Origin of the sequence: Mycobacterium sp. SMC-21, assembly GCF_045310825.1 — a bacterium.
GTDB lineage: Bacteria > Actinomycetota > Actinomycetes > Mycobacteriales > Mycobacteriaceae > Mycobacterium.
The window spans coordinates 87,431-111,164 of the sequence record NZ_JBJIAO010000016.1; the positions used below are offsets into that span (position 1 = coordinate 87,431).

The 23,734-nt window shown below is 66.9% G+C and carries 24 protein-coding genes and 1 pseudogene; 12 read left to right on the forward strand and 13 right to left on the reverse strand.

Annotated elements, in window-relative coordinates; translation table 11 throughout:
- Positions 1-33: 33 nt before the first annotated feature.
- The 4 genes from ACJH6H_RS17135 to ACJH6H_RS17150 all read left to right on the forward strand — a co-directional run bounded on the left by ACJH6H_RS17135 (position 34) and on the right by ACJH6H_RS17150 (position 3,444).
- Positions 34-600, forward strand: coding sequence for a GNAT family N-acetyltransferase (locus ACJH6H_RS17135; RefSeq protein WP_133425858.1), 567 nt, complete (start codon positions 34-36; stop codon positions 598-600).
- Positions 601-737: 137 nt separating this feature from the next.
- Complete coding sequence (locus ACJH6H_RS17140) at positions 738-1,886, forward strand: uroporphyrinogen-III synthase (RefSeq protein WP_133425857.1); 1,149 nt, start codon at positions 738-740, stop codon at positions 1,884-1,886.
- Positions 1,883-2,566 (forward strand): sirohydrochlorin chelatase, encoded by a 684-nt coding sequence (locus ACJH6H_RS17145; protein ID WP_133425856.1) that lies wholly within the window; start codon positions 1,883-1,885, stop codon positions 2,564-2,566. Before ACJH6H_RS17140 ends, ACJH6H_RS17145 begins: the two co-directional genes overlap by 4 nt.
- 65 nt (positions 2,567-2,631) lie before the next feature.
- Positions 2,632-3,444: a hypothetical protein gene (locus tag ACJH6H_RS17150; RefSeq protein ID WP_212808009.1), complete on the forward strand. Its 813-nt coding sequence runs from the start codon at positions 2,632-2,634 to the stop codon at positions 3,442-3,444.
- A 13-nt stretch (positions 3,445-3,457) separates the two neighbouring features.
- Here the strand turns inward: ACJH6H_RS17150 and nirD are convergent, their stop codons facing one another.
- The 4 genes from nirD to ACJH6H_RS17170 form a co-directional block, all read right to left on the reverse strand.
- On the reverse strand, positions 3,458-3,847 hold the full coding sequence (gene nirD / locus ACJH6H_RS17155; protein ID WP_212808008.1) for a nitrite reductase small subunit NirD: 390 nt from the start codon (positions 3,845-3,847) through the stop codon (positions 3,458-3,460).
- Between the two features lie 13 nt (positions 3,848-3,860).
- Complete coding sequence (nirB, locus tag ACJH6H_RS17160) at positions 3,861-6,377, reverse strand: nitrite reductase large subunit NirB (protein WP_212808007.1); 2,517 nt, start codon at positions 6,375-6,377, stop codon at positions 3,861-3,863.
- A 130-nt stretch (positions 6,378-6,507) separates the two neighbouring features.
- Positions 6,508-6,918, reverse strand: coding sequence for a hypothetical protein (locus tag ACJH6H_RS17165; RefSeq protein ID WP_406775409.1), 411 nt, complete (start codon positions 6,916-6,918; stop codon positions 6,508-6,510).
- Positions 6,909-7,667: an isocitrate lyase/phosphoenolpyruvate mutase family protein gene (locus ACJH6H_RS17170; RefSeq protein WP_029105699.1), complete on the reverse strand. Its 759-nt coding sequence runs from the start codon at positions 7,665-7,667 to the stop codon at positions 6,909-6,911. The genes ACJH6H_RS17165 and ACJH6H_RS17170 overlap by 10 nt, the downstream gene beginning before the upstream one ends.
- Before the next feature lie 145 nt (positions 7,668-7,812).
- On the opposite strand from ACJH6H_RS17170, the gene ACJH6H_RS17175 reads away from it, so the two are divergent.
- The 5 genes from ACJH6H_RS17175 to ACJH6H_RS17195 all read left to right on the forward strand — a co-directional run bounded on the left by ACJH6H_RS17175 (position 7,813) and on the right by ACJH6H_RS17195 (position 11,966).
- Positions 7,813-8,097 (forward strand): hypothetical protein, encoded by a 285-nt coding sequence (locus ACJH6H_RS17175; RefSeq protein WP_064986061.1) that lies wholly within the window; start codon positions 7,813-7,815, stop codon positions 8,095-8,097.
- A 92-nt stretch (positions 8,098-8,189) separates the two neighbouring features.
- Positions 8,190-9,017 carry a hypothetical protein gene (locus ACJH6H_RS17180; RefSeq protein ID WP_064986059.1) on the forward strand — a complete coding sequence of 276 codons (828 nt, stop codon included), beginning with the start codon at positions 8,190-8,192 and terminating at the stop codon, positions 9,015-9,017.
- A 50-nt stretch (positions 9,018-9,067) separates the two neighbouring features.
- Entirely contained in the window at positions 9,068-10,978 is a 1,911-nt protein-coding gene (locus ACJH6H_RS17185) for a fumarate reductase/succinate dehydrogenase flavoprotein subunit (protein WP_212808005.1), read from the forward strand.
- Positions 10,975-11,727 carry a succinate dehydrogenase/fumarate reductase iron-sulfur subunit gene (locus ACJH6H_RS17190; protein ID WP_029121197.1) on the forward strand — a complete coding sequence of 251 codons (753 nt, stop codon included), beginning with the start codon at positions 10,975-10,977 and terminating at the stop codon, positions 11,725-11,727. The genes ACJH6H_RS17185 and ACJH6H_RS17190 overlap by 4 nt, the downstream gene beginning before the upstream one ends.
- A 77-nt stretch (positions 11,728-11,804) precedes the next feature.
- A complete protein-coding gene (locus ACJH6H_RS17195) occupies positions 11,805-11,966 on the forward strand; it encodes a hypothetical protein (protein ID WP_166427982.1) in 162 nt (53 codons plus the stop codon).
- Between the two features lie 8 nt (positions 11,967-11,974).
- On the opposite strand, the gene ACJH6H_RS17200 is transcribed toward ACJH6H_RS17195, so the two are convergent.
- A complete protein-coding gene (locus ACJH6H_RS17200; RefSeq protein ID WP_406775410.1) occupies positions 11,975-13,372 on the reverse strand; it encodes an MFS transporter in 1,398 nt (465 codons plus the stop codon).
- Between the two features lie 64 nt (positions 13,373-13,436).
- Between ACJH6H_RS17200 and ACJH6H_RS17205 the strand changes: the two genes are divergently transcribed.
- A complete protein-coding gene (locus ACJH6H_RS17205) occupies positions 13,437-13,925 on the forward strand; it encodes a CGNR zinc finger domain-containing protein (protein WP_406775411.1) in 489 nt (162 codons plus the stop codon).
- Between the two features lie 3 nt (positions 13,926-13,928).
- Here ACJH6H_RS17205 and ACJH6H_RS17210 read toward each other — a convergent pair whose 3' ends face one another.
- From ACJH6H_RS17210 to ACJH6H_RS17240, 7 genes are all read right to left on the reverse strand, one after another.
- A complete protein-coding gene (locus ACJH6H_RS17210; RefSeq protein WP_406775412.1) occupies positions 13,929-14,414 on the reverse strand; it encodes a flavin reductase family protein in 486 nt (161 codons plus the stop codon).
- Between the two features lie 69 nt (positions 14,415-14,483).
- Positions 14,484-15,890 carry a sugar nucleotide-binding protein gene (locus ACJH6H_RS17215; RefSeq protein WP_406775413.1) on the reverse strand — a complete coding sequence of 469 codons (1,407 nt, stop codon included), beginning with the start codon at positions 15,888-15,890 and terminating at the stop codon, positions 14,484-14,486.
- A gap of 14 nt (positions 15,891-15,904) precedes the next feature.
- Positions 15,905-16,903, reverse strand: coding sequence for a dTDP-glucose 4,6-dehydratase (gene rfbB, locus ACJH6H_RS17220; protein ID WP_406775414.1), 999 nt, complete (start codon positions 16,901-16,903; stop codon positions 15,905-15,907).
- Entirely contained in the window at positions 16,903-17,772 is an 870-nt protein-coding gene (rfbA, locus tag ACJH6H_RS17225; protein ID WP_212808001.1) for a glucose-1-phosphate thymidylyltransferase RfbA, read from the reverse strand. Before rfbA ends, rfbB begins: the two co-directional genes overlap by 1 nt.
- Positions 17,773-18,284: 512 nt before the next feature.
- Entirely contained in the window at positions 18,285-19,373 is a 1,089-nt protein-coding gene (locus ACJH6H_RS17230; RefSeq protein WP_406775415.1) for a glycoside hydrolase family 19 protein, read from the reverse strand.
- Positions 19,374-19,691: a WXG100 family type VII secretion target gene (locus ACJH6H_RS17235; protein ID WP_406775416.1), complete on the reverse strand. Its 318-nt coding sequence runs from the start codon at positions 19,689-19,691 to the stop codon at positions 19,374-19,376.
- 234 nt (positions 19,692-19,925) lie between these two features.
- Complete coding sequence (locus ACJH6H_RS17240) at positions 19,926-20,798, reverse strand: CDP-diacylglycerol diphosphatase (RefSeq protein WP_406775417.1); 873 nt, start codon at positions 20,796-20,798, stop codon at positions 19,926-19,928.
- A gap of 316 nt (positions 20,799-21,114) precedes the next feature.
- Here ACJH6H_RS17240 and ACJH6H_RS17245 point away from each other — a divergent pair, with 316 nt between their 5' ends.
- Together ACJH6H_RS17245 and ACJH6H_RS17250 are read left to right on the forward strand one after the other, a co-directional pair.
- Positions 21,115-22,827, forward strand: a complete 1,713-nt coding sequence (locus ACJH6H_RS17245; protein ID WP_406775418.1) for an AMP-binding protein — start codon at positions 21,115-21,117, stop codon at positions 22,825-22,827.
- Between the two features lie 9 nt (positions 22,828-22,836).
- Complete coding sequence (locus ACJH6H_RS17250; RefSeq protein ID WP_406775419.1) at positions 22,837-23,478, forward strand: GAP family protein; 642 nt, start codon at positions 22,837-22,839, stop codon at positions 23,476-23,478.
- On the opposite strand, the pseudogene ACJH6H_RS17255 reads toward ACJH6H_RS17250, so the two are convergent.
- A pseudogene (locus ACJH6H_RS17255) lies at positions 23,475-23,660 on the reverse strand (PE-PPE domain-containing protein); the annotation flags it as partial. The gene ACJH6H_RS17250 and the pseudogene ACJH6H_RS17255 sit on opposite strands and share 4 nt — an antisense overlap.
- Between the last annotated feature and the right edge of the window lie 74 nt (positions 23,661-23,734).

Sequence of the window (23,734 nt, forward strand, 5' to 3'; positions counted from 1 at the left end):
GCGCAGGCTGCGCAATCCTGGTAGAACGAGGGGGTGCACCCCACGGATCTCTCCCGCGTCCACAACGTTCACACGGCGCGACTGGTCCACACCGCTGATCTGGATGCCGAGACCCGGGAGGGCGCCCGGCAGATGGTCATCGACGCCTACGACGGCGATTTCTCGGATGCCGACTGGGAGCACTCACTGGGCGGCATGCATGCGCTGGTCTGCCGCCACGGCGCGATCATCGCGCACGGTGCGGTCGTCCAACGCCGGCTGATGTACCGCAACACCGCGCTGCGGTGCGGCTACGTCGAAGCCGTTGCGGTCCGCGAGGACTGGCGGGGCCAGGGCCTGGCCACGGCGGTGCTCGACGCCGTCGAGCAGGTGATCCGCGGCGCCTACGAGATCGGGGCGCTCAGTTCCTCGGATGCGGGACGGCCGATCTACACCGCACGCGGCTGGCTGCCGTGGCGGGGCACGACGTCCGTGCTGGCGCCCGCCGGCGTCAATCGCACGCCCGAAGACGACCATTCGCTGTTCGTGCTGCCGGTCTCGGTTGAGGTCGACACCACCGCCGACATCACGTGTGACTGGCGCGAAGGCGACGTCTGGTGAGGTCTTGTGAGGTTTCTGCCCACAAAAGCCCAGTTCAGCACCGCGTGTGACATAAACGTCACCGTTTCCGGGGCGGCGACACCGCTGAGCAATGGCCGGGTAACCAGCCGGAAACACGTTGTCCCTTCACTGAACGCATGAGTGATCCCGAACGGGCCCCGCTCACCGGATTTCGGGTGGCGGTGACCTCCGCACGACGTGCCGATGAGCTGTGCACCCTGCTGCGCCGCCGCGGCGCGACGGTGATCGCCGCCCCCGCCATCTCGATGGTCCCGCTGCCCGACGACGACGAGCTCCGCACCAACACCCAGGCGCTGCTCGAAGTGCCGCCCGACGTCCTGATCGCCACGACCGGCATCGGCTTCCGCGGCTGGATGTCCGCCGCCGACGACTGGGGCGTGTCAGGCGAACTGACCGATGCCCTCAGCCGCGCCCGGATCGTCTCCCGCGGCCCCAAGGCCACCGGTGCGCTGCGGGCGGCAGGCCTGCCCGAGGAGTGGTCACCCGATTCCGAGTCGTCCCGCGAGGTGCTGGGCTACCTGCTGCAGGGCGGTATCGCCGGCATGCGGATCGCCGTGCAGCTGCACGGCGCCACCGATGAGTGGGACCCGTTCCCCGAGTTCCTCGATGAGCTACGCCGCGCCGGCGCCGACGTCGTCCCGATCCGGGTGTACCGGTGGCAGCCGGTGCCGTCCGGCGGTGCATTCGACTCGCTGGTCAGCGATATCGCCGAGCGCCGGCTCGACGCCGTCAGCTTCACCTCGGCGCCCGCGGTGGCGGCGACCCTGATGCGCGCGACCGAGCTCGGCATCAATGATCAAGTGCTGGACGCGTTTCGGGGCCCGGTGCACGCCATGTGCGTCGGGCCGGTGACGGCGCGGCCGCTGGCCCGGCTCGGGGTGCCGACGTCCGCCCCCGAGCGCATGCGCCTGGGTGCGCTCGCGCGCCACATCGCCGATGAGCTCCCCGTGCTGCAGACCCGAAAGCTGCGGGCCGCCGGACACGATCTCGAGATCCGTGGTACCTGCGTCGTGGTCGACGGGGTGGTCAAGGACCTCTCGCCGGCCGGGATGTCCATCGTGCGGGCGCTGGCGCTGCGGCCCGGTGCGGTGGTGTCACGGCAGGAACTGCTGGCCGCGTTGCCGGGCAGCGGGTCGGACACCCATGCCGTCGAGACCGCGGTGCTGCGGCTACGAACCACGTTGGGCGACAAGGAGATCGTCGCGACCGTGGTGAAGCGTGGCTACCGGCTGGCGGTCGATGACTACTCGGTAGGTGCACGATGAACCCCGTCCTGGTCGCCCACGGCACCCGCAAGGGCTCGGGTGTCGCGATGATCGGCGAGCTGGCCGAGCAGGTCAGCGGACTGCTGGACCGTCGCGTGCACACCGCGTTCGTCGACGTCCTCGGGCCCACACCGGCCGAGGTGCTGTCGACGCTGCCGCCCGGACCCGCCGTCGTCGTCCCGGCCTTCTTGTCGTCGGGCTACCACGTCCACAAGGACATCCCCGCCGGCATCGCCGAAAGCGGCCACCGGGACGTCACGGTGACGCCGGCCCTCGGGCCCTCGACCGCAATGGTCCGGGTGCTCGCTGACCGACTGATCGAATCGGGCTGGCGCCCATCGGATTCCGTGGTGCTGGCGGCTGCCGGAACCTCGGACCCGCGTGCAGCCGGTGACCTGCGCCGGACGTGCGCCATGCTGTCGGCGACGCTGGGCAGCCGCGTCGAGCTCGCATTCGCGATCAGTGGCACGCACTGGGTGGGCGACGTGGTGGCCCGGCTGCGGAAGCACGGCGCCGAACGCGTCGCCGTCGCGTCGTACCTCTTGGCCGACGGCCTCTTCCAGGACCGGCTGTACACGTGCGGAGCCGACGTGGTGACCGACCCGTTGGGCCGGCACCCGGGCGTCGCCAAGCTGGTGGCACACCGGTTCCGGACGGCCCGGTTGTCGCTGGCCGCCTAGGTTTTCGGCGGAAACGCAAGGGGTACCGCGCATTTGTGGGGGATATCGCGGCCCATACTGGAGACATGGCCAAGCGGACGGGCAATGACGTAGCGCTGGACACCTACCGGTTTCTCCGTGGCGGCATGGTGGTCATGGCCGTGCTGTTGGGTGCCGCGCTGGCCGTCGAGCGCGCGCACGCCACGTGCTGGCAGACGTCGATCAGCGCCTACTACTTCACCACCGCGCATGCCGTGTTCGTGGGCGTGCTGTTCGCCATCGGCGCCATGCTGATCGTTTACCAGGGCGCCAGCGACACCGAGAACACGCTGCTCAACCTGGCCGGGGTGTTGGCCTTCGTGATCGCCGTCGTCCCCACCACGCGGCCGGTACTGCAGTGCGGCACAGCTGATCCCGTGGCAGTGCAGACGGGGTCGGCCGTACTGTTCAACGCCTGGACGGTCACGGTGGTGCTCGCCGGTTCACGCGCCGCGTCGTGGTTGTTGTTCCGGCCCAAGCGGCCCGGCACCGTGCTGGGTGCCGCCGCGAGGTGGCTGCAGCGCGCGGTGCTCGGGACCGGCGTCGTGGTGCTGATCGTGGCCCCGGACTGGTTCCGGATCAACGCCCACGGCATCGCCGCGGCCGTCATGTTCGGCGCCATCGTGCTGACGGTGTTCAGCTCGGCTTTCGGCACCGCGCCGGCGTGTGGAAGTCGTTACCGTGGCGCGTACCAGACGATCTCACTGTTGATGGCCGCCAGCTTGCTGACCGCGGTGGTGCTGCACCTGAGTCTCGACGGCTTCAATCACGCCGTGCTGATCGCCGAGATCGCGCTGATCATCGAGTTCACGGCGTACTGGGTGTTGCAGACCATCGAGGACAACAGCTGCTCGCGCTGATGCCCAGCGGCAATCAGGCTGCCACGTCGACGCCCAGCGGGCCGATCTCGACCAGACCGGCCCACACCCGGATCGGGTAGACGGGCAGGCGCACCGAGGGATCATCAAGGCAGACACCGTCATCCAGGGCGAAGGCCTGCTTCTTGATGGGGCTCTGCACGCAGACCCGGCCGGCGCGGTCACCGACGAGCCCACGGGACATCACGGCCGCACCGGAGAACGGGTCGATGTTGCCGACGGCGTACAGCGATCCGTCGTGCAGGCGGAACAGCGCGGCCTGCGAGCCGTCGGGCAGCAGCACACCGGCACCGCGGCCGGGCACCAGCCGGTGATACGAGCAGACCGCGGTCCACTCCGAACGGTCCTGGTACTGAGCAACTTCGGAAAGGTCGTTGAGCGTCATCGTGGCCTCCTGATCAACTCTTGGCGGGCGGGACGGTGGGCATGCCGATCGGCACCTTGCGGCCGTTGCGTTCGGTGAACGCGATGGTCGGGTCGGCGACGTCAGGCGCGTTGACGAACGAGACGAACTGGGTCAGCTTGGCCTTGTCCTCCAGCACGCCCTTCCACTCGCAGGAGTAGCCGTCGACGTGCCGTTCCATGGCGGCTTCGAATTCGCTTGCCAGGCCGAGAGAGTCGTTGCACACGACGTCACGGACGTGGTCGAGACCCATCTGGTCGACCCACGGCGCCGTGCGCTGCAGCCGGTCCGCGGTGCGGATGTAGAACATCAGGAACCGATCGATGTAGCGGACCAGGGTCTCATCGTCGAGGTCACCGGCCAGCAGCTGCGCGTGGGCGGGTGTCATGCCGCCGTTGCCGCCGACGTACAGGTTCCAGCCGGTCTCGGTGGCGATGACGCCGACGTCCTTGCCGCGGGCCTCGGCGCACTCCCGGGCGCAGCCGGAGACACCCATCTTGATCTTGTGCGGTGACCGCAGTCCGCGGTAGCGCAGCTCCAGATCGATGGCCATCTGCACCGAATCCTGTTGTCCGTAGCGGCACCAGTCGCTGCCGACGCAGCTCTTGACGGTGCGCAGCGACTTGCCGTACGCCTGCCCGGACTCCATGCCGCCGTCGACGAGGCGCCGCCAGATCTCCGGCAGCTGGTCCACCCGCGCACCGAACATGTCGATCCGCTGGCCACCGGTGATCTTGGTGTAAAGCCCGAAGTCCCTGGCGATCTCACCGATCAGGATCAACTGCTCCGGCGTGATGTCACCACCCGGGACGCGCGGCACCACCGAGTAGCTGCCGTTCTTCTGGATGTTGGCCAGGAAGTGGTCGTTGGAGTCCTGCAGGGCGGCCTGTTCGCCGTCGAGGATGTGACCGCTGCTGGTCGACGCCAGGATCGAGGCGATGGCGGGTTTGCAGATGTCGCAACCCTTTCCGGTGCCGAACTTCTCGATCAGCCCGGAGAACTTCCGGATCTCGGTGGCCGAGATGATCTCGAAGAGCTCGGCCCGCGACTGCGGGAAGTGCTCGCACAGCGCCTTGGACTGCTCGACGCCCTGGGCTTCCAGCAGTTGCTTGAGCAGCGGAACGCAGGAGCCGCAGGAGGTACCGGCCTTGGTGCAGGCCTTCAGGCCGGCGACGTCGCTGCAGCCGCCTTCGATCGCACCGCACAGGTCGCCCTTGGTGACGTTGTTGCACGAGCAGATCTGCGCGGCGTCCGGCAGGGCACCCACACCGAGAGCGCTTGCGCCGTCGCCGGATCCGGCGGGGGCGATGAGCGCCAGCGGGTCACCGGGCAGTGCCTCGCCGACCATCGGGCGCAGCACGCCGTACGCCGACGCATCGCCGACCAGGATGCCACCCAGCAGGGTCTTGGCATCGTCGGACAGCACCAGCTTGGCGTAGGTCTGCTTCACCGGGTCGTTGACCACGACCTGCAGGCAGTCAGGTGTGACGCCCTGCGCGTCACCGAAACTCGCGACGTCGACGCCGAGCAGCTTCAGCTTGGTCGACATGTCGGCCTCGGGGAACTCGGCGGCACCCCCGAGCAGGCGGTCGGCGACCACCTCGGCCGTGGTGTAACCGGGACCGACCAGGCCGTAGCACCGGCCCTCGACCGCGGCCACCTCACCGACGGCGTAGATGTCCGGATCGCTTGTCACGCACGACAAGTCCGTCAGGACGCCGCCGCGCTCGGCCATGTCCAGACCGGCGTCGCGGGCCAGTTCGTCTCGCGGACGTACACCGGCGGCGAAGATGACCAGGCCGGCGTCGATCAGGGTGCCGTCGCTGAGCAGCACGCGCACGCCCTCGTCGAGCGGCTCGATGGCGTCGGTGCCGACATCCAGGTGCACCGAGATGCCCAGCTTGCCGATCATGCGGGCCAGCAGCGCACCGCCGGCGTCGTCGAGCTGCTGGTTCATCGGACGGGGCGCCCGCTCGACGATGTGGGCCTGCATGCCGAACTGGCGCAACGCATTCGCCGCTTCCAGACCGAGCAGACCACCACCGATGACCACGCCGGTGTTGTTGCCGTGTTCGGCCGACCGCTGCATGGCGGCGCGGATGCCGTCCAGGTCGTCCAGGGTGCGGTAGACGAAGCAGCCGTCGAGCTGGTGGCCGGGCACCGGCGGCACGAAAGCGTAAGAGCCCGTGGCGAGGACCAACTTGTCGTACGAGATGCCGCGGCCCGACTCGGTCACCACCGTCTTGGTGGCGCGGTCGATACCGCCGACCTTGTCGGCCAGCACGAGGTCGACCAGGCCGTCGCCGTCATACCCGTTGCCCGGCAACGCCAGCTTCGACCGGTCCCAGTGCTCGGTGTAACCCGTCAGCCCGACGCGGTCGTACGCCGCGTCCGCTTCTTCGGACAGCACGGTGATGCGCCATTGGCCCGCGGTATCCCGCGAGCGCAGCGCCTCGACCAGGCGATGCCCGACCATTCCGTGGCCGACGACCACAAGGTTCTTCGCGTCCATGCCCCAAAAGGTAGGAAGCCGATATTGCGGATTGTGTTGCCGCGTGTGAATCGACCGTCACGCTCTTCTCACAGGCCTCGGCAAACGCCGGTGAAGTGAGTGGCCCCGGTCACAGACCTGGGCTTCCGAGCTACCCGACGCCGGCAGGCGGGGCGGTGGTCGGGGTGGTGTACGGGTTGTAGATCGTGGTCGTGGTGGTCGTCGTCCCGTAACCGGAGGTGCTCGACGGCGTGTAGGTGCTGGTGGACGTCGTCGTGTCATCCGTCGTCGACGTCTCCGACGTGCTTTCCGTCGTCGTCGTCGTCGTTGTGGTCGTGGTGGTGGTCGTCGTCGTGGTGGTCCGGGTCGTCGTCCGCTTGGTGGTGGTCGGATACGTCGTCAAAACCGTAGAGTCACCGACGGGACCGGACGGCTGCTCGGACTCCTCGGAAGTCTGGATCACCTGGTAGATCAGGATGATCAGCAGGATCGCGGCGGCAACGCCTGCGGCCCACCACAACCCGTAGTTCTCCTCGGCGCCGTCGGGCTCGCTCACTGCCACCGCGCCAGAATATCGGCGGCCACCGTACCCAGAGCGCGCTGCAGGAACGGCCCGAAGCTGATGCGGCCGACGCCCAGCGGGCCGAAGGACGCGGGATCGTCGGACTCCGGGATCGCGATGGCGTTGATGGGCAACGGCAGGTCGGCGGCCAGGCGGCGATAGGTGTCGTCATCGTGGCGGCCCACCGGGTACAGGGAATCCGCGCCGGCCGCCGCGCACAGCTTCAACCGCTGCACGGCGCGCTCGTACCGGTCGGCCTCGTCACCGATCTGGCGCAGGAACAGGTCGGTGCGCGCGTTGATCACGACGTGCACCCCGGAAGCGTCTGCCGCCCTGCGCAATTCACCGACCAGGTCGGCGTGCTCCTGCGCGTCGCGGATGCGGCCGCCGTCCTTGTGCACGGTGTCCTCGATGTTCAGACCCACCGCGCCCGCGGCGAGCAGCCCGGAGATGAGGCGGCTCGGGGCCTCGCCGTAACCGGATTCGATGTCGACCGACACCGGCACGTCGACGGCCGCGGTGATCTGGCTGACGCGCGTGGTGAGGTCGTCGAACGACATGCCTTCGCCGTCGGGCTTGCCCACCGAGTCGGCGACGGGGTGGCTACCGACCGTCAGCGCGACGAACCCGGCCGACACCGCGAGCTTCGCCGACCAGGCGTCCCACACAGTCGGGAGGACGACCGGATTTCCCGGCTGGTGCAGGGCCAATAGTGCTTCGGCGCGCTGCGCCAGAACCGCGTCGGACATGGTCATACCGTACCGACAGCCACTGCCACGACATGCCGACACCGTCGCGACAAACGTGACCTGTCTCACTTTCATCTCCGGATCTGACTAGCATCCGGTGTCGTACTGTGATTTATGACACCCTTCAGCCCAAGGAGGTCGCCCGATGTCCACCACCACTGAGCTCACCGAACTGCACGAGTTGATCGGCAGTTTGCGCCGGTCCGTCAGCTCGCTGGCCGCCAAATACGGGGACTCCCCCGCCACCCGCCGCATCGCGAATGACGCCGAGCGCCTGGCCGTCGACATCGAGCGGCTGGACATCGACATCGAAGAGCTGGAATTCAGCCGCGGCATCAAGACCCAGCACGCCAAGGAAAAGATCGTGATCCCCGACCACGACTACTCCAGCGAATTCTGGAACGACCACGACGGTGGCGTCGGCGGCTGACCGACTCGGGCACGACGGCCGTCGTGCCCATCACCGCCGTCCTACAACTTCATAGGTAGGCCCTGCCCCCAACCGAAATCGAGGATGCTTTCGTGAGCGCACCCGCCGCCAACCGCCCCGGGACCGGCGTCTTCTCCCCCACGCGTGCGCAGATACCGCAGCGCACCCTGCGGACCGACAACTGGCTCAAATCCCCGATTCTCATCGACCTGGGTTTCGCCGCGTTCGTCATCTACGCGACGGTGCGCGCCTTCCAGCGGGACCACTTCTACGTCGCGGACTACCACTACCTGACGCCGTTCTACTCACCGTGTCTGAGCGTCAAGTGTGGTGCGGCCAGCGAGTTCTGGCCCCAGATTCTGCCGGCCGACGGACCGCTGTCGCTGATTCCCTTCGCGGCGCTGTCCCTGCCGTTCCTGCTGCTGTTCCGGCTGACCTGCTACTACTACCGCGGCGCCTACTACCGCACGGTGTGGCAGTCCCCGACCGCGTGCGCCGTCGCCGAACCGCATGCCAAGTACACCGGTGAGACGCGGTTCCCGCTGATCATCCAGAACACCCACCGGTACTTCTTCTACATCGCGGTCATCATCTCGGTGATCAACACCTACGACGCCATCGTCGCGTTCCACTCACCCAGCGGTTTCGGCTTCGGGCTCGGCAACATCATCCTGCTGGGCAACGTCATCATGCTGTGGGTCTACACGGTGTCCTGCCACTCCTGCCGGCACGTCACCGGCGGCCGGCTCAAGCACTTCTCGAAACACCCTGTGCGCTACTGGATCTGGACGCAGGTCAGCAAGCTCAACACCCGCCACAAGCTGTACGCGTGGATCACCCTCGGCACCCTGATGTTCACCGACTTCTACGTCATGGCGGTGTCCGCCGGGTGGTTCAGCGACCTGCGATTCGTCGGCTGAGTCAAACGTCTTGATTTTCAACGCTATTCACAACAATTTGGAGTTATTTCATGGCTGAACTCGAACGGCACGAGTACGACGTCGTCGTAATCGGAGCCGGCGGGGCGGGGTTGCGTGCGGTCATCGAGGCCCGGGAGCAGGGCCTGCGCGTGGCGGTGGTGTGTAAGTCGCTGTTCGGCAAGGCCCACACCGTCATGGCCGAGGGCGGCTGCGCCGCCTCGATGCGCAACGCGAACTCCAAGGACAGCTGGCAGGTGCACTTCGGTGACACCATGCGCGGCGGCAAGTTCCTGAACAACTGGCGTATGGCCGAGCTGCACGCCCGCGAAGCACCGGACCGCGTGTGGGAGCTGGAAACCTATGGTGCGCTGTTCGACCGGACCAAGGACGGCCGGATCAGCCAGCGCAACTTCGGTGGCCACACCTACCCCCGCCTGGCGCACGTCGGTGACCGCACCGGCCTGGAGATCATCCGCACCATGCAGCAGAAGATCGTCTCGCTGCAGCAGGAGGATTTCGCCGAGACGGGTGACTACGAGGCCCGCATCAAGGTGTTCCACGAGTGCACCATCACCGAGCTGGTGAAGGACGGCGACCGGATCGCCGGCGCGTTCGGCTACTGGCGCGAGTCGGGCCGGTTCGTGCTGTTCGAGGCGCCCGCCGTGGTGCTGGCCACCGGCGGCATCGGCAAGTCGTTCAAGGTGTCGTCGAACTCCTGGGAATACACCGGCGACGGGCACGCCCTGGCGCTGCGGGCCGGCGCGACGCTGATCAACATGGAGTTCATCCAGTTCCACCCGACGGGCATGGTCTGGCCGCCGTCGGTGAAGGGCATCCTCGTCACCGAGGGCGTGCGCGGCGACGGCGGAGTGCTCAAGAACTCCGAGGGCAAGCGCTTCATGTTCGACTACATCCCCTCGGTGTTCAAAGGCCAGTACGCCGAGACCGAGGAAGAAGCCGACCAGTGGCTCAAGGACAACGACTCCGCACGCCGCACCCCTGACCTGCTGCCGCGCGACGAGGTGGCCCGCGCCATCAACTCCGAGGTCAAGGCCGGCCGCGGCACCCCGCACGGCGGCGTCTACCTCGACATCGCCTCGCGCATCCCCACCGAGGAGATCAAGAAGCGCCTGCCGTCGATGTACCACCAGTTCATGGAGCTGGCCGAGGTCGACATCACCAAGGACGAGATGGAAGTCGGGCCGACGTGCCACTACGTCATGGGTGGCATCGAGGTCGATCCCGACACCGGTGCGGCCCGCACGCCCGGCCTGTTCGCGGCCGGCGAGTGCTCGGGCGGTATGCACGGCTCGAACCGGCTCGGCGGTAACTCGCTGAGCGACCTGCTGGTGTTCGGCCGGCGGGCCGGCCTCGGCGCCGCGCAGTACGTCAAGGCGCTGCCCGCGCGGCCGGTCGTCTCCGATGACGCACTGACCACGGCGGCGCGGGAAGCCTTGGCGCCGTTCGACGAACACGTCGGCGCGGAGAACCCGTATACGCTGCACACCGAGTTGCAGCAGGCCATGAACGACCTGGTCGGCATCATCCGCACCAAGGAGGAGATCGAGCAGGCACTGCTCAAGCTCGACGAGCTCAAGCGCCGGATGCACAACATCACCGTCGAGGGCCACCGGCAGTTCAACCCCGGTTGGCACCTGGCCGTCGACATGCGAAACATGCTGCTGGTCAGCGAGTGCGTGGCCAAGGCCGCGCTGGCCCGCACCGAGAGCCGCGGCGGCCACACCCGCGACGACTACCCGGAGATGAGCGCCGACTGGCGCAACATCCTGCTGGTGTGCAGTGCCGGTGGGGGTGACCCGATCGTCCCCGACGTCACCGTCACGCCGGAACAGCAGGTGCCGATGCCCGCCGAGCTGCTCGCCTGCTTCGAGCTGTCCGAGCTGGAGAAGTACTACACCGACGCCGAATTGGCCGCCCATCCGGAACGGAGCCAGCGATGAGCAACAGCTACCAAGCCAATCTGCGGGTCTGGCGCGGGGACGACACCGGTGGCGGCCTCGACGACTTCAAGGTCGAGGTCAATGACGGTGAGGTGGTGCTCGACATCATCCACCGCATCCAGGCCACGCAGGCCCCGGACCTGGCGGTGCGGTGGAACTGCAAGGCCGGCAAGTGCGGGTCGTGTTCTGCGGAGGTCAACGGCCGGCCCCGGCTGATGTGCATGACGCGGATGTCGACGTTCGATCCGGCCGAGACCGTCACCATCACCCCGCTGCGGGCGTTCCCGATCATGCGCGACCTGGTCACCGATGTGTCGTTCAACTACGAAAAGGCGCGCCAGATCCCGTCTTTCGCGCCGCCGAAGGACCTCAAGCCCGGCGAGTACCGGATGCAGCAGGAAGACGTCGAGCGGTCGCAGGAGTTCCGCAAGTGCATCGAGTGCTTCCTGTGCCAGAACACCTGCCACGTGGTGCGCGACCACGAGGAGAACAAGCAGGCCTTCGCCGGGCCGCGCTTCCTGATGCGGGTGGCCGAGCTGGACATGCATCCTCTGGACACCCTCGACCGCAAGGACATGGCGCAGGACGAGTTCGGCCTGGGTTACTGCAACATCACCAAGTGCTGCACCGAGGTCTGCCCCGAGCACATCAAGATCACCGACAACGCGCTGATCCCGATGAAGGAGCGCGTCGCCGACCGCAAGTACGACCCGATCGTCTGGCTGGGGAACAAGCTCTTCCGGCGGTAGGTTGCCGATCCGGCGGGGCCGGCGATGTTTCGGCGTACGCTCGGAAGGGCAGCCAATCCTTGACGAAAGGCAGCCAGATGGGCCAATCAGAAACGCACAGCGTCAACGACATTCGGACCGCGATCCGCGAGCTCTCCTTGCGCGCCGAACTGGCCCGCAAGGAAGGGCGGCCTGACGACGCCGCTGAACTCGAGGCGCGGGTCGCGGGGTATCGCCAGGAGCTGGCCTCCCGGCCCTGACGCGGGCGCTAGGCGGAGAGCAATCCGAAGCTCACTGCTCCACCACAGATCGCAACCAGCCCCGCGACGATGAACGCCGCGCTCAGGCCAGGTGTCGAGATGCCGGCGGCCGGGTCACCGGTTGCGGCCAGCGCGCCGCACAGCGCAACGCCGATGGTCAGACCGAGCTGACGAGCCGCGTTGACCGCGGCGGCCGCGGTTCCGGCACGAACCGGTGGTACCGAGGTTGCGGCGACGGCGGGCAGCACGGGTGACACGATCCCCGCTCCGACGCCGGACACCACCAGCGCGCCGATGAACGTCGTCCACTCCGGCCGGGTGACGACGGCGCCGCCCGACAGACATGCCAGTCCGGTCAGGACCGTGCCGCCTCCGAGCACCCAACTTGGCGGGGCGTCGTGCAGACGGGCGCTGAGGGCTAGCGATACCGCGATGAAGGCCACCAGCTGAATGGTCAGGATGAGCGCCGCCTGCAGTGCGCTCATGCCTGCGGTGCCCTGCAGCCAGCGAGACAGCGCGGGCAATACCGCGAAACCGGCGAAATAGTACGCAAACGAGGCGGCGAGCGCGCCGGTGAAGCCGCGGGTGGCGAAGAGGCCGGCAGGCAAGACCGGATTGGCAACGCGGCGTTGAACCACGACGAACACGCCGGCAGACACCAGACCTGTCGCAGCGCCGGCGGCCGTGCCGGTCGAGGTCCATCCGTGTTCTCCGGCGTTGATCATGGCGTAGGTGAGCCCGGTCATCGCCACCGTGATCAGCGCTGCGCCTGCGAGGTCCACTCGGCCACCGCGGTGGTGCTCACGCGGTAGTGAGACAACGCCGAGGAGTAACGCGATGCCACACACGGGCACTGCGGCGGCGAACAACCAACGCCAGCTGACGAATTCGGTGACGGCACCCCCGGCGAGGGTGCCGACCGTGCTGCCCGCGCCGGCCACCGCGCCCCATACCGCAAACGCGATTCCGCGGGCGCGCCCGGCATAGCACTGTGCCAGCAGCGGCACTGCAGTCGCGAATATCGCTGCGCCGCCGACACCTTGGGCGGCACGGGCGGCAACCAATTGACCGCCGGAGCCCGCGAGCGCGCAGACCGATGACGCGGCGCCAAATGCGGCCAAGGCGAGCAGGAACAGCCGGCGGTGCCCGATCCGGTCACCCAGAGTTCCCATGGCCAAGACCAGGGCGGCGAGGGCGAGCGTGTAGACGTCGACGATCCACTGCGCGACAGTGAATCCGGTCCCGAAGTCGTCAGCGATGGTGGTGGCACTGACCGTTACCACCGTGGTGTAGACGAGGAGAAGAAACGTTGCGGCGCAACATGCCAACAGCGGGCGTCGGTCTGCCGGCCGGTTGACCACGGCGATACGTTGACTGGACTTCGATGCGGAGGATGTTGACGGCACAGTGCCACGTTGATGTAATGCCCTTGTGCGTGTAAACCCTTACACCGCGCCACTGTTGCAGAACGTGACCGACCTGCTCAACCGGCCCGCATCCACGCCCGCCGAGCTCCAGGATCGATGGACCGCCCGGGCGATGCCGACCGACCAAGATGCGACGGCCGAAGACCTGCGTCACGTGCGAGAGTTCTTACAGCAGTGGGAAAAGCTGGTCGAGGCACGCACCGATGAAGACCGGGTGAGCGTTCTCAATGAACTGCTGGACCGCTATACGACCAGTCCGTCGATCACCAATCACGACGGCAGCGGCTGGCACCTGCACTACCGCGCTCCCGACGCTGGATTCGCCGCCACCCTGGCCGGCGCTACCAGCGCCGCTGCGGCCCAGTACCTCACTGACCGGGGCCTGCACCGGATACGCAGATGTGCACGGGCCGGCTGCTCGAACGCCTTCGTCGACTTCACTCGACCGGGGACGCAGAAATACTGCAGCCACCCTTGCGCCAACCGCGACGCCGTGCGGCGGCATCGGGCATCATCACGGCGCAGTGGTTGAGTCTCAGGCCTCCAGGCGGCGGAATGCGCTGCGGTGGAAGACCATCGGCTCGACGTCGGGGTTGATGACGATGTCACTGATCGCCAGGACCACGATGGTGTGATCGCCGGCGGGGACCAGCTGATCGATCGACGTCTCGAGCCACACGCTGGTGCCGTGGATGAACAGCGCACCGTTGTCGCGTGCCTCGGTTTCCATGCCGGCGAAGCGGTCACCGGTCTTGGCGGCCAGCGTGCGCGCCGCGGCGTCGTGCTGCTGGCCCAGCACGCTGATGCCCAGGGCCGGCAGGTCCTTGAGCTTCGGCCAGGTGGTCGACGTGTTCTGCACACAGAACGACACCAGCGGCGGTTCCAGCGACACGGGCACGAAGGTGCTGGCGGCCAGGCCGACCTTCTCGCCGTTGACGTGGGCTGCGATGGCGACGACACCGATCGGGAAGTGGCCGAACGCCGCGCGCAGGGATGCCGGGCTGAGATCTGTAGAGCTCATAGTCCGTCCATCTTCACATGGCACTCCCCGAGGCACCCGAGCAAGCGTCCGCTTGGCGGGAACGCCCTGCTACCGGCCGAGGTAGCGCGCCAGCGAGTCTTCGGCCGCCTCGGGTATGAATCCCGCTGATTCCAGCTTCTGGGTGTCGAGCACGCTGTTGCGCGGCCGCGGGGCCACCGCGCCGGTCGCCGAGGCGAAGTAGGCCTCGGTGCTGACGCCTGTCACCCGCGCCGGATCGTGGCCGGAGAGCTCGAACACCCGGCGGGCGATGTCCGCCCACGACATCGCCGGGCCCGAACCGGTGACGTTGTACGTCCCGTACGGCGCGCCGGTCGTGGTCAGGTGCCGGATCGCCCGGGCCAGCTCGGAGGTGAACGTCAGCCGCCCGACCTGATCGTCGACCACGGACGGGTCGACGCCGCGCTCGGCCAGCGACGCCATGGTCCGCACGAAGTTGCGGCCGTCCCCGATCACCCACGACGTCCGCAGGATGTAGTGCCGCGGCACCGTCGCGACGATCTGGTCGCCGGCCGCCTTGGTCTGGCCGTACACCCCGAGCGGGCCGATCGGGTCGTCCTCCCGGTAGGGCGAGTCAGAGGTGCCGTCGAACACGTAGTCACTGGAGAGGTGCACCAGCGTGAGGCCGCGGGCGGTCGCGATACGGGCTAGCGCGGCAACGCCGGTGACGTTGACGGCCCAGGCGTCGGCTCGCCCGCTCGGGGTCTCGGCCGCGTCCACGGCGGTGTACGCGGCGGCGTTGATGACGGTGTCATAGTCCTGCCAGCGCAGCACCGACTCGAGGTCACCGGACAGGTCCACCTGCTCGCGGGTGACGAACTCGACGCTGGGGTCATCCCCGTATTCGGCGCGCACGGCCCGGCCGACTTGGCCATTGGCGCCCAGTACCAACGTCTTTCGCGGTGCGACCGGTTGGATGTCCGCCAGCCGGGGATGCGTCCGGTCCTTGGCCGAGAGCTCGGCGCGTTCGAGCGGAATCGGCCAGTCGATGGCCAGCGTCTCGTCGGCCAGGTTCACCGAAACATACTGCGCGTCAGGCGAATAGTGGTCGTTGACGAGGTAGACGTACGCGGTGTCGGGCGCCAGGGTCTGGAACGCGTTGCCGACCCCGCGGGGTACGAACACCGCCCGCGACGGGTCCAGCTCGGCCGTGAACACCGCGCCGAACGTCGGGCCGTCGCGCAGGTCGACCCAGGCGCCGAAGATCCGGCCCGTCGCCACCGAGACGAACTTGTCCCACGGTTCGGCGTGGATGCCGCGGGTCGTGCCCGCCGCGTCGTTGAAGGAGATGTTGTTCTGCACGGGCCCGAAATCCGGCAGCCCGAGCGCCGTCATCTTCTCGCGCTGCCAGTTCTCCTTGAACCAGCCGCGGTTGTCGCCGTGCACCGGCAGGTCCCAGACGGTCAGGCCCGGAATCGGTGTGGCAGTGGCAGACAACGGTTTTCCGTACTCGGTCACGGGTTGCCCATCACTCACTGGCCCTGGCTCGCGTAGCGCGCTTCGGTGGCGTCCTTGACCGGACGCCACCACGCCTCGTTGTCGCGGTACCAGGCGATGGTGGCGCTCAGCCCGTCAGCGAAGTCGACATATTTTGGCCGCCAACCGAGTTCGGTGCGCAGCTTGGTCGAATCGATGGCGTAACGCAGGTCGTGTCCGGCGCGGTCCGTCACGTGGTCGTAGCCGTCGGACGGCCGGCCCATCTGCGTCAGGATCATCTCGATGACGGTCTTGTTGTCCTTTTCGCCGTTGGCGCCGATCAGGTAGGTCTCGCCGAGGCGGCCCTTCTCGATGATCGTCAGCACGGCGGACGAGTGGTCGTCCACGTGGATCCAGTCCCGCACATTGCGGCCCGCGCCGTAGAGCTTCGGCCGGATGCCGCACAGCACGTTGGTGATCTGCCGCGGAATGAACTTCTCGACGTGCTGGTAGGACCCATAGTTGTTGGAGCAGTTGGAGATTGTGGCGCGGACACCGAACGAGCGCACCCAGGCCCGGACCAGCAGGTCACTGCCGGCTTTGGTCGACGAATAGGGCGACGACGGGTTGTAGGCCGTGCGTTCGGTGAACTTGGCGGGGTCGTCGAGTTCGAGGTCGCCGTAGACCTCGTCGGTCGAGATGTGGTGCAGTCGGGTGCCGTGCTTGCGGACCGACTCCAGCAGCGTGAACGTCCCGACCACGTTGGTGTGCAGGAACGGCTCCGGATCGCGCAGCGAGTTGTCATTGTGCGATTCGGCGGCGAAGTGCACCACGATGTCCGTCGTCGCCATGAGCTCGTCGACCAGCGCGGCGTCGGCCACGTCGCCCAGGACGAACGTCATCCGCTGTTCGGGCAGCCCGGCAAGGGATTCCCGGTTGCCCGCGTAGGTCAGCTTGTCCAGCACCGTGACGTGATGGTCGGTGTGGGCCAGGACGTATCGGACGAAGTTGGCGCCGATGAATCCGGCGCCACCGGTGACCAGCAGCCGTGCCATCAGTACCCCCTGCTCAGCAGATCCAGCAGGTACGTGCCGTAGCCGGACTTCACCAACGGCTCGGCGCGCTCGCGCAGCTCGTCGCTGCTCAGATAGCCACGCCGCCAGGCGATTTCCTCGGGCACCCCGATCTTCAGACCGGTGCGGCGCTCGATGGTCCGCACGAACTCGGCGGCGTCGGTCATCTGATCGAACGTCCCGGTGTCGAGCCACGCCGTGCCGCGCGGCAGCACCTGCACACGTAACCGGTTCTGCGCCAAGTACGTTCGGTTGATGTCGGTGATCTCGTACTCGCCGCGGGCACTGGGCTTCAACTCGCGCGCGATCGACACCACGTCGTTGCTGTAGAAGTACAGCCCCGGCACGGCGTAGTTGCTCTTGGGCACCGCGGGCTTTTCCTCGAGCGAAACCGCCTGCCCGGCATCGTCGAATTCGATGACGCCGTAGGCCGACGGTTCGGCGACCCAGTAGCCGAAGATCGCGCCGCCGTCGACGTTGTTGAACCGCTGCAGCTGCGTGCCCAGACCCGGGCCGTACAGCAGGTTGTCGCCGAGGACGAGCGCCACGCTGTCGCCGCCGAGGAAGTCGGCGCCGATGGTGAAGGCCTGCGCCAACCCGTCGGGCGACGGCTGCTGGGCATAGCTGATCGAGACGCCGTACTGCGATCCGTCGCCGAGCAGCCGCTCGAAACTCGGCGCGTCGAGCGGCGTCGTGATGACCAGGATGTCGGTGATCCCCGCCAGCATCAACGTGGACAGCGGGTAGTAGATCATCGGCTTGTCGTAGACCGGGATCAGCTGCTTGGACACCCCGGCGGTGACGGGGTGTAGTCGCGTGCCCGCGCCCCCGGCCAGGATGATGCCTTTCACCCGGCCATCCTGACATACGGCGGTTGGCTGCAGAGCAACATGCGACGGGCCGCAGCCGGCATAAGCGCCAGAACGTTACGTCGAGTCCGACCGATTCCAGACAATCGTGTTCCCACGCCCGATATATGTCAGTGATATCGAGCGCTCAGTGACGTTGAGAACCCCATACACCAGGTTAAGAACCGGACTCGGCTTGAGCCACAGGACGCAGTCGTTCTCATCACCTGGGCGGGCTGGCTGGGGCGTGTTGCTCCACTTAGTGAATTCCCAAGTGCCGGCAACGGTCTCAGCCCCACCACCGCTGGTCATCGTGCCATCCGCGTTCAACGTCTTGATGCCAGTCGAGTCCGCTTCCGATTCCTTCCAAGTGCCAACGAATTGCGAGGCCATGAACTGGCCGTTGCAGTCTGCTGCGGGCGCAGACGGCGAGGAAGTCTCGCTTCGGGACGAGGTACTTGTACATCCCGCGCCGGCGGCGCAGCAGGCCATTACGAGCATTGCGATGGGCAAGTTCATCGACCTAACACCTGTAATCCTTTCTGGTAGTACTCAGTCCGCGCCGCCAGACCATGGTCACCACCATTAACCATCTCTGTGATGGCCCGAATATCCCCAGTATCTGCTACAGCATTACCGTTGTGCGTATCCCAGTACCAAACGGCAGTCTTGAACGCCCACTCTGGGGTCGCAGCCAGCTCAGGATGGCCAACAAGGTCAACTCCCAGTGCTTTGCTCGCTGCGGCGTAGTTATCTCTGCCTGTCAACTGGATGACTCCCCGACCCTTGAAACGCATCCCGTCACCAGGCTGACAATTTCCCAAACCGCTCGGTCCAGAGCACCGACCTTCGTACTCGGCACCACTTGCGTATTCTTCGTACGTCCTAAATCGATCGGACTCGACGGCAATCTGAGAGATGAACGCGGCCTGTCTCGCTGGAGTGTTCATGCCGCCCTGACGCATCGCATCGTTTAGCGGGCCGACCATCTCTTCCGCTTTCTCCCGGCTTAATTCGGGCACAATCTGCATTAACTGGTCCGCCGTAACGGGAGTGAAGCCATCGGTCGGCGGTGGCGCTGGTGGTGGTGCCTGTGACGTCGTTGGGTCATCGCCAACGGCAGCTCGCATTGCGGCGGCCAACTCGTCATCGGTGGCTTCGGCTTTGGCGTGCAGTTTTGTCAGGTCATCTTGCAACGTCTGCCAAGCTCCGATGAAGGCCAGGTCACTACCGCGCCCTTCGCCGGTATTGCCGATATCCACTTTCCAGTCCGGCGTGACGGTCCAGTGATTCGCTCGAGCGAGTTCATCGATCCGACGCATTTCCGAACGACACTGGCGGACATCTTCTTCCGCCTTGGACGCAGCGGCAGCAACCTTGGCAGTTTGGGTGGCGTCAGCATTGGTCTGAGTGATGGCTTTAGTGATGTTTGCGCGAAAGGCGTCGGCAGCATCCCCGTGCCAGTCCGCCAGCATTTGTTGCACCTGCTGCAGACGGCCTGCCGTCGTCTTCAGAGTTTGGGACCGGCCAGTGGCCGCGTCAAAAATCTGCTCAATGGCGAACAGGTTCCAGCGCCGCACATCGTCGGTGGAAAGATCACCCACCTATAGACCCATCCGCCCGGCGATACCCGTGATGTTCTCGGCACCATCCACATCGGTGCCTGTGTACAAGGCCGCTGCCTCTATCAGCGCCTCCGACAACTGCGTCAAAGCCTGCAGATGTTCTGTGTGGCGAGCCTGCCACACTCCTGCAACCTCGCCCAGGGATTGCTTCGAGGAGCCGATCCACCCCTCGGATGCATCCTCTACCTCGGCTTCATGATCAATGAAGCATCCCGCCGCATGTTGAATCGCGTCGAAAACATGACCACCGCCCTGGTGGACAATCACCGGATCAACCTGCAAGTCGCCCACAATCACGCCCCCACTGTCGCCTACAGATGGCTCCCCCGAACCAGCGTATCGCCCTGCACCGCAGCGTTCCGTCATCAATTTGAGGGCTGCGCTACGACCATCCCTGGCAGCTGATGTTTGCGTCAACCAACGGGAACGCGACGATCCGAGCACGAAACAGCCGCCCTGCTTCTGACCTGAACAGAAACAAGCCGCCCACCTCGGCGTGAGATGGGCGGCCTCTGTCTGGCTACAGCGTCCCTAGCGCTTGTCCATGATGCCCTCGATCTGGTCGACACCGTGGATGCCGCTGTTGGTGTCGCTGGCCAGGACGATGAGCCCGTTGCCCTCGTGGTTGAGCGTGACCAGCATGGTCTCGTGCGCCATCGCGGCGTGCTTGTTGCCGTGGTTGTAGAGCGGCGTGACGACGTCGTCGTTCAGCTTGGCGAAGAAGTTGGTGTCGATGCCGTTCGCGTTCCAGGCGCGGTACTGATGCTTGCTGTTCTGGACGAAGGTCTTGTCGTGGTCGGTGACCTCGATGACCTGGTCGACCCACTTGTGCTCGTCCTTGCTGACCTTGCCGGCCTTGACGGCCCGGTCGATGTCTTCGCGGGCGGGGCCGTAGAGCCGGGTGAGGTGGATGTGCAGTTGGTCGTATCCGCGGCCGTCCTGCGAGTTGATGCCGAGGGCCCAGTCCGGCGAGCTCCCGAAGTGGATCGAGTCGTAGGCGTCCTTGAAGTAGTTGGGGGCGTCCGAGCGCAGCAGGTTGGGGCATTCGATCCCGGTCTCCCGGACCGTCGGCACCACCAGCAGATCCTGGACCGCCTTGATGTCGTGCTTGCCCGGGTGCACAGCGAAGCCACGGGTCGAGTCATTGCCCGGCCACTGGACCTGCAAGTTGTGACCCGGGTTCTTCGGCGAGTGCTCTCCCACGCCGTGCGCCGGCGGCTTCACGCCGTCCCAGATCTTGTCGTCCTTGTGGGTGAGGTCGCACTCCATGAAATGCTGCGTGCCCGTCTCCGCGTGGGCGGCGGGCGAGAGACCGAACGCCAGCGCCGGCGCTGCCACCAGGGCGGCGGCGGCCGCGATGCGGCGGGTGTAGCGGGAGCGGGTGGTCACGGTCGTGGTGGTCATATCGTCTCCTGAAGGTTGTGGGCCGTTTTGGCGTTGAAACAACCTTCGCGGAATCGACGCCCCAGGTCAGTCCGCTGATCGGGCCCTCGACCGGACGAAATCGGCGTCCCCCGATTGGGGGACATGCACCGGTTTCCGATGATCGGCTCTCTTTCGACACATTCGATTTGGAGCCGTCAACTTTCCTTGGCCGTCAACGAAAGTTGACGGCTCCCGACGAAAGGTGTCTGTGGAGAGCCCGGCCTCGGTGACCGGTGTAGCCCCCGCCGGCAAACCAGGTACCACCGGTCACATGTGAGTTGAGTAACCTGGCGCCATGTCCGATGCGTCGATCCTGTCCGTGCTGCGCGAGCGCGCCGGCGCGACTCCCGACGACGTGGCCTACACCTTCACCGACTACGACCACGACTGGGACGGCGTCACCGAGAGCCTGACCTGGGCCCAGCTGTACCGTCGCACCCTCAACGTGGCGCATGAGCTCCGCATGCACGGCGTCCCCGGCGACCGCGCGCTGATCATCGCGCCGCAGGGGCTGGCCTACATCGTCGGGTTCCTGGGCGCCATGCAGGCGGGTTTCATCGCGGTGCCGCTGTCGGTCCCGCTACCGGGTTCGCACGACGAGCGGGTGAGCGCCGTCATCACCGACACGTCGCCGACGGTCGTGCTGACCACCGCGGCCGCGTTCGACATCGCCGCGCAGAACGTGGACGACGGCGCCTCCATGGTCGCCGTGATCGCCGTCGACACCCTCGACCTGGACGCCGACCGCGACTTCGACGAAGAGGTCCCGCCGGGTCCCGACATCGCTTACCTGCAGTACACCTCCGGGTCGACGCGGCTGCCGGCCGGCGTGATGATCTCGCACCGGAACCTGCGGGTGAACGTCGAGCAGTTGCTGGCCGACCTGCTGTCGCAGCACGGTGGAGAGCTGCCGCCGGGGTCGACGCTGGTCTCGTGGCTGCCCTTCTACCACGACATGGGCCTGGTGCTCGGGATCGCGGTCCCGATCTTCTCCGGCCACAAGGGCGACCTCATGAGCCCGATCGCCTTCCTCACGCGCCCGGTCCGCTGGCTGCAGGCGCTGTCGCGGAACAACCCCGCATGGTCGGCAGCCCCGAACTTCGCGTTCGACCTCGCGACGCGCCGCGTCACCGACGAGGAGATGGCCGAGCTCGATCTCAGCGGCGTCATCGGCATCAACAACGGCGCCGAACGCATCCACCCACCCACCCTGATCAAGTTCGACGAACGCTTCGCCTCCGTCGGCTTCCGGCCCGAGATGATGGTGCCGTCGTACGGCCTGGCCGAGGCGACGCTCTACGTGGCCAGCGGTGCGCACGGCCGGCCGCCAGAGGTCGTCGAGTTCGCCGCAGACGAACTCACGCAGGGAATCGCGTTGCGCAAAGCGGGTGGGACGCCGCTCATGCGGTACGGCCGGGCGCCGTCGCCGCTGCTGGAGATCGTCGACGCCGACACCTGCCAGCCGTGCCCCGACGGCGTCGTCGGCGAAATCTGGGTCCGTGGCGACAACGTCTCCGCCGGGTATTGGCGCAAGCCCGAGCAGACCGGGTCCGCCTTCGGCGCGACCCTGGTGGACGCCCCCGAGGGCACGCCCGAGACGGGCTGGCTCCGAACCGGGGACCAGGGCTTCCTCTCCGACGGCGACCTGTTCATCGTCGGCCGCATCAAGGACATGCTGATCGTGCGCGGCCGCAACCACTACTCCGACGACATCGAAGCGACGGTGCAGAAGATCAGCCGCGGCCGGGTGGCGGCGATCGCCGTGACCGACGACCACACCGACCAGCTGGTCACCATCATCGAACTCAAGTCGCGCGCCGACGCCGCTGAGCTCGATGGGCTGAAAAACGATGTGGTCGCGGCGATTTCGCGGGCGCATGGGTTGCAGGTCGCCGACGTCGTGCTGGTGGAAGCCGGGTCGATCCCGACCACCACGAGCGGCAAGATGCGCCGGTCGGCCTGTGCCGAGCAGTACCGGCAGGGGCAGTTCGTCCGGTTGGACGCGTAACCGCGCCGCATGTGGATCACCCTGCTGGTGATGGCGGTCGCGGTCAGCCTGGAGCCGTTCCGCATCGGCATGTCCGTCGTCATGCTGAACCGCCCGCGCCCGCACCTGCAGCTGGCGGCGTTCCTGTGCGGCGGTTTCCTGATGGGCCTGTCCGTCGGCGCGGTTGTGCTGTTCTTCCTCGAGTCCCGGCTACCCGCTTGGGCCTCAGCACATTTCAACCTACCGACGGTCCAGATCGTGATCGGCGTATTGGCGTTGGTGGCCGCGGTGCTGCTGGCCGTGACGAAGGGGCGCGAGCGGACCGTCCCGGACTGGCTGACCCGGCTGCTCACCGGCCGGTCGTTGTGGGTCGCCGGCGTCGCGGGCCTGGGCATCGCGCTGCCGTCGGTCGACTATCTCGCGGCGCTGGCGGTGATCGCCGCCGCACACCTCGAGGCCGGGGTGCGGATGGGTGCGCTGGTGACCTTCAACGTGGTGGCCTTCTCGTTGGTCGAGATACCCTTGCTGGCCTACCTGATCGCCCCGCAACGCACGCGCACCGCAATGAGCAACCTGCACAACTGGATTCGCGCCCGGCAGCGGCACGAAGTCGCCGGCCTGCTGGCGGTGGTGGGTGTCGTACTGGTCGCGGCGGGTGCGCTGGGGATCTAGTGCGCGCTCGGCCCGTGGCTCAGCACGTAGTTGATGCCCGACATCAGCTGTGACACCGGGTCGGCGGCACCACCGAAGGCGGCCTGGGTGGCCGGGGCGGTGGCTGCGGCGGGGTCGTAGCCGTTGACGGGATCGACGGTGACGGGTGCGGTCGCCGGGTCGTCGTTGCGCGAATATCCGGCTCTTCATGATTGACGGTGTAGTTGGGGTCTGAATCCGCCGGTTTCGAGTAGGGATCGGGCGATGTAGTGGGTGA

Coding starts and splice junctions, on each gene's coding strand:
- ACJH6H_RS17140 (WP_133425857.1), top strand. CDS start 738: ATGAGTGATCCCGAACGGGCCCCGCTCACCGGATTTCGGGTGGCGGTG.
- ACJH6H_RS17145 (WP_133425856.1), top strand. CDS start 1,883: ATGAACCCCGTCCTGGTCGCCCACGGCACCCGCAAGGGCTCGGGTGTC.
- ACJH6H_RS17150 (WP_212808009.1), top strand. CDS start 2,632: ATGGCCAAGCGGACGGGCAATGACGTAGCGCTGGACACCTACCGGTTT.
- nirD (WP_212808008.1), bottom strand. CDS start 3,847: ATGACGCTCAACGACCTTTCCGAAGTTGCTCAGTACCAGGACCGTTCG.
- nirB (WP_212808007.1), bottom strand. CDS start 6,377: ATGGACGCGAAGAACCTTGTGGTCGTCGGCCACGGAATGGTCGGGCAT.
- ACJH6H_RS17170 (WP_029105699.1), bottom strand. CDS start 7,667: ATGTCCGACGCGGTTCTGGCGCAGCGCGCCGAAGCACTATTGGCCCTG.
- ACJH6H_RS17175 (WP_064986061.1), top strand. CDS start 7,813: ATGTCCACCACCACTGAGCTCACCGAACTGCACGAGTTGATCGGCAGT.
- ACJH6H_RS17185 (WP_212808005.1), top strand. CDS start 9,068: ATGGCTGAACTCGAACGGCACGAGTACGACGTCGTCGTAATCGGAGCC.
- ACJH6H_RS17190 (WP_029121197.1), top strand. CDS start 10,975: ATGAGCAACAGCTACCAAGCCAATCTGCGGGTCTGGCGCGGGGACGAC.
- ACJH6H_RS17195 (WP_166427982.1), top strand. CDS start 11,805: ATGGGCCAATCAGAAACGCACAGCGTCAACGACATTCGGACCGCGATC.
- ACJH6H_RS17210 (WP_406775412.1), bottom strand. CDS start 14,414: ATGAGCTCTACAGATCTCAGCCCGGCATCCCTGCGCGCGGCGTTCGGC.
- rfbB (WP_406775414.1), bottom strand. CDS start 16,903: ATGGCACGGCTGCTGGTCACCGGTGGCGCCGGATTCATCGGCGCCAAC.
- ACJH6H_RS17240 (WP_406775417.1), bottom strand. CDS start 20,798: ATGACCACCACGACCGTGACCACCCGCTCCCGCTACACCCGCCGCATC.
- ACJH6H_RS17245 (WP_406775418.1), top strand. CDS start 21,115: ATGTCCGATGCGTCGATCCTGTCCGTGCTGCGCGAGCGCGCCGGCGCG.
- ACJH6H_RS17250 (WP_406775419.1), top strand. CDS start 22,837: ATGTGGATCACCCTGCTGGTGATGGCGGTCGCGGTCAGCCTGGAGCCG.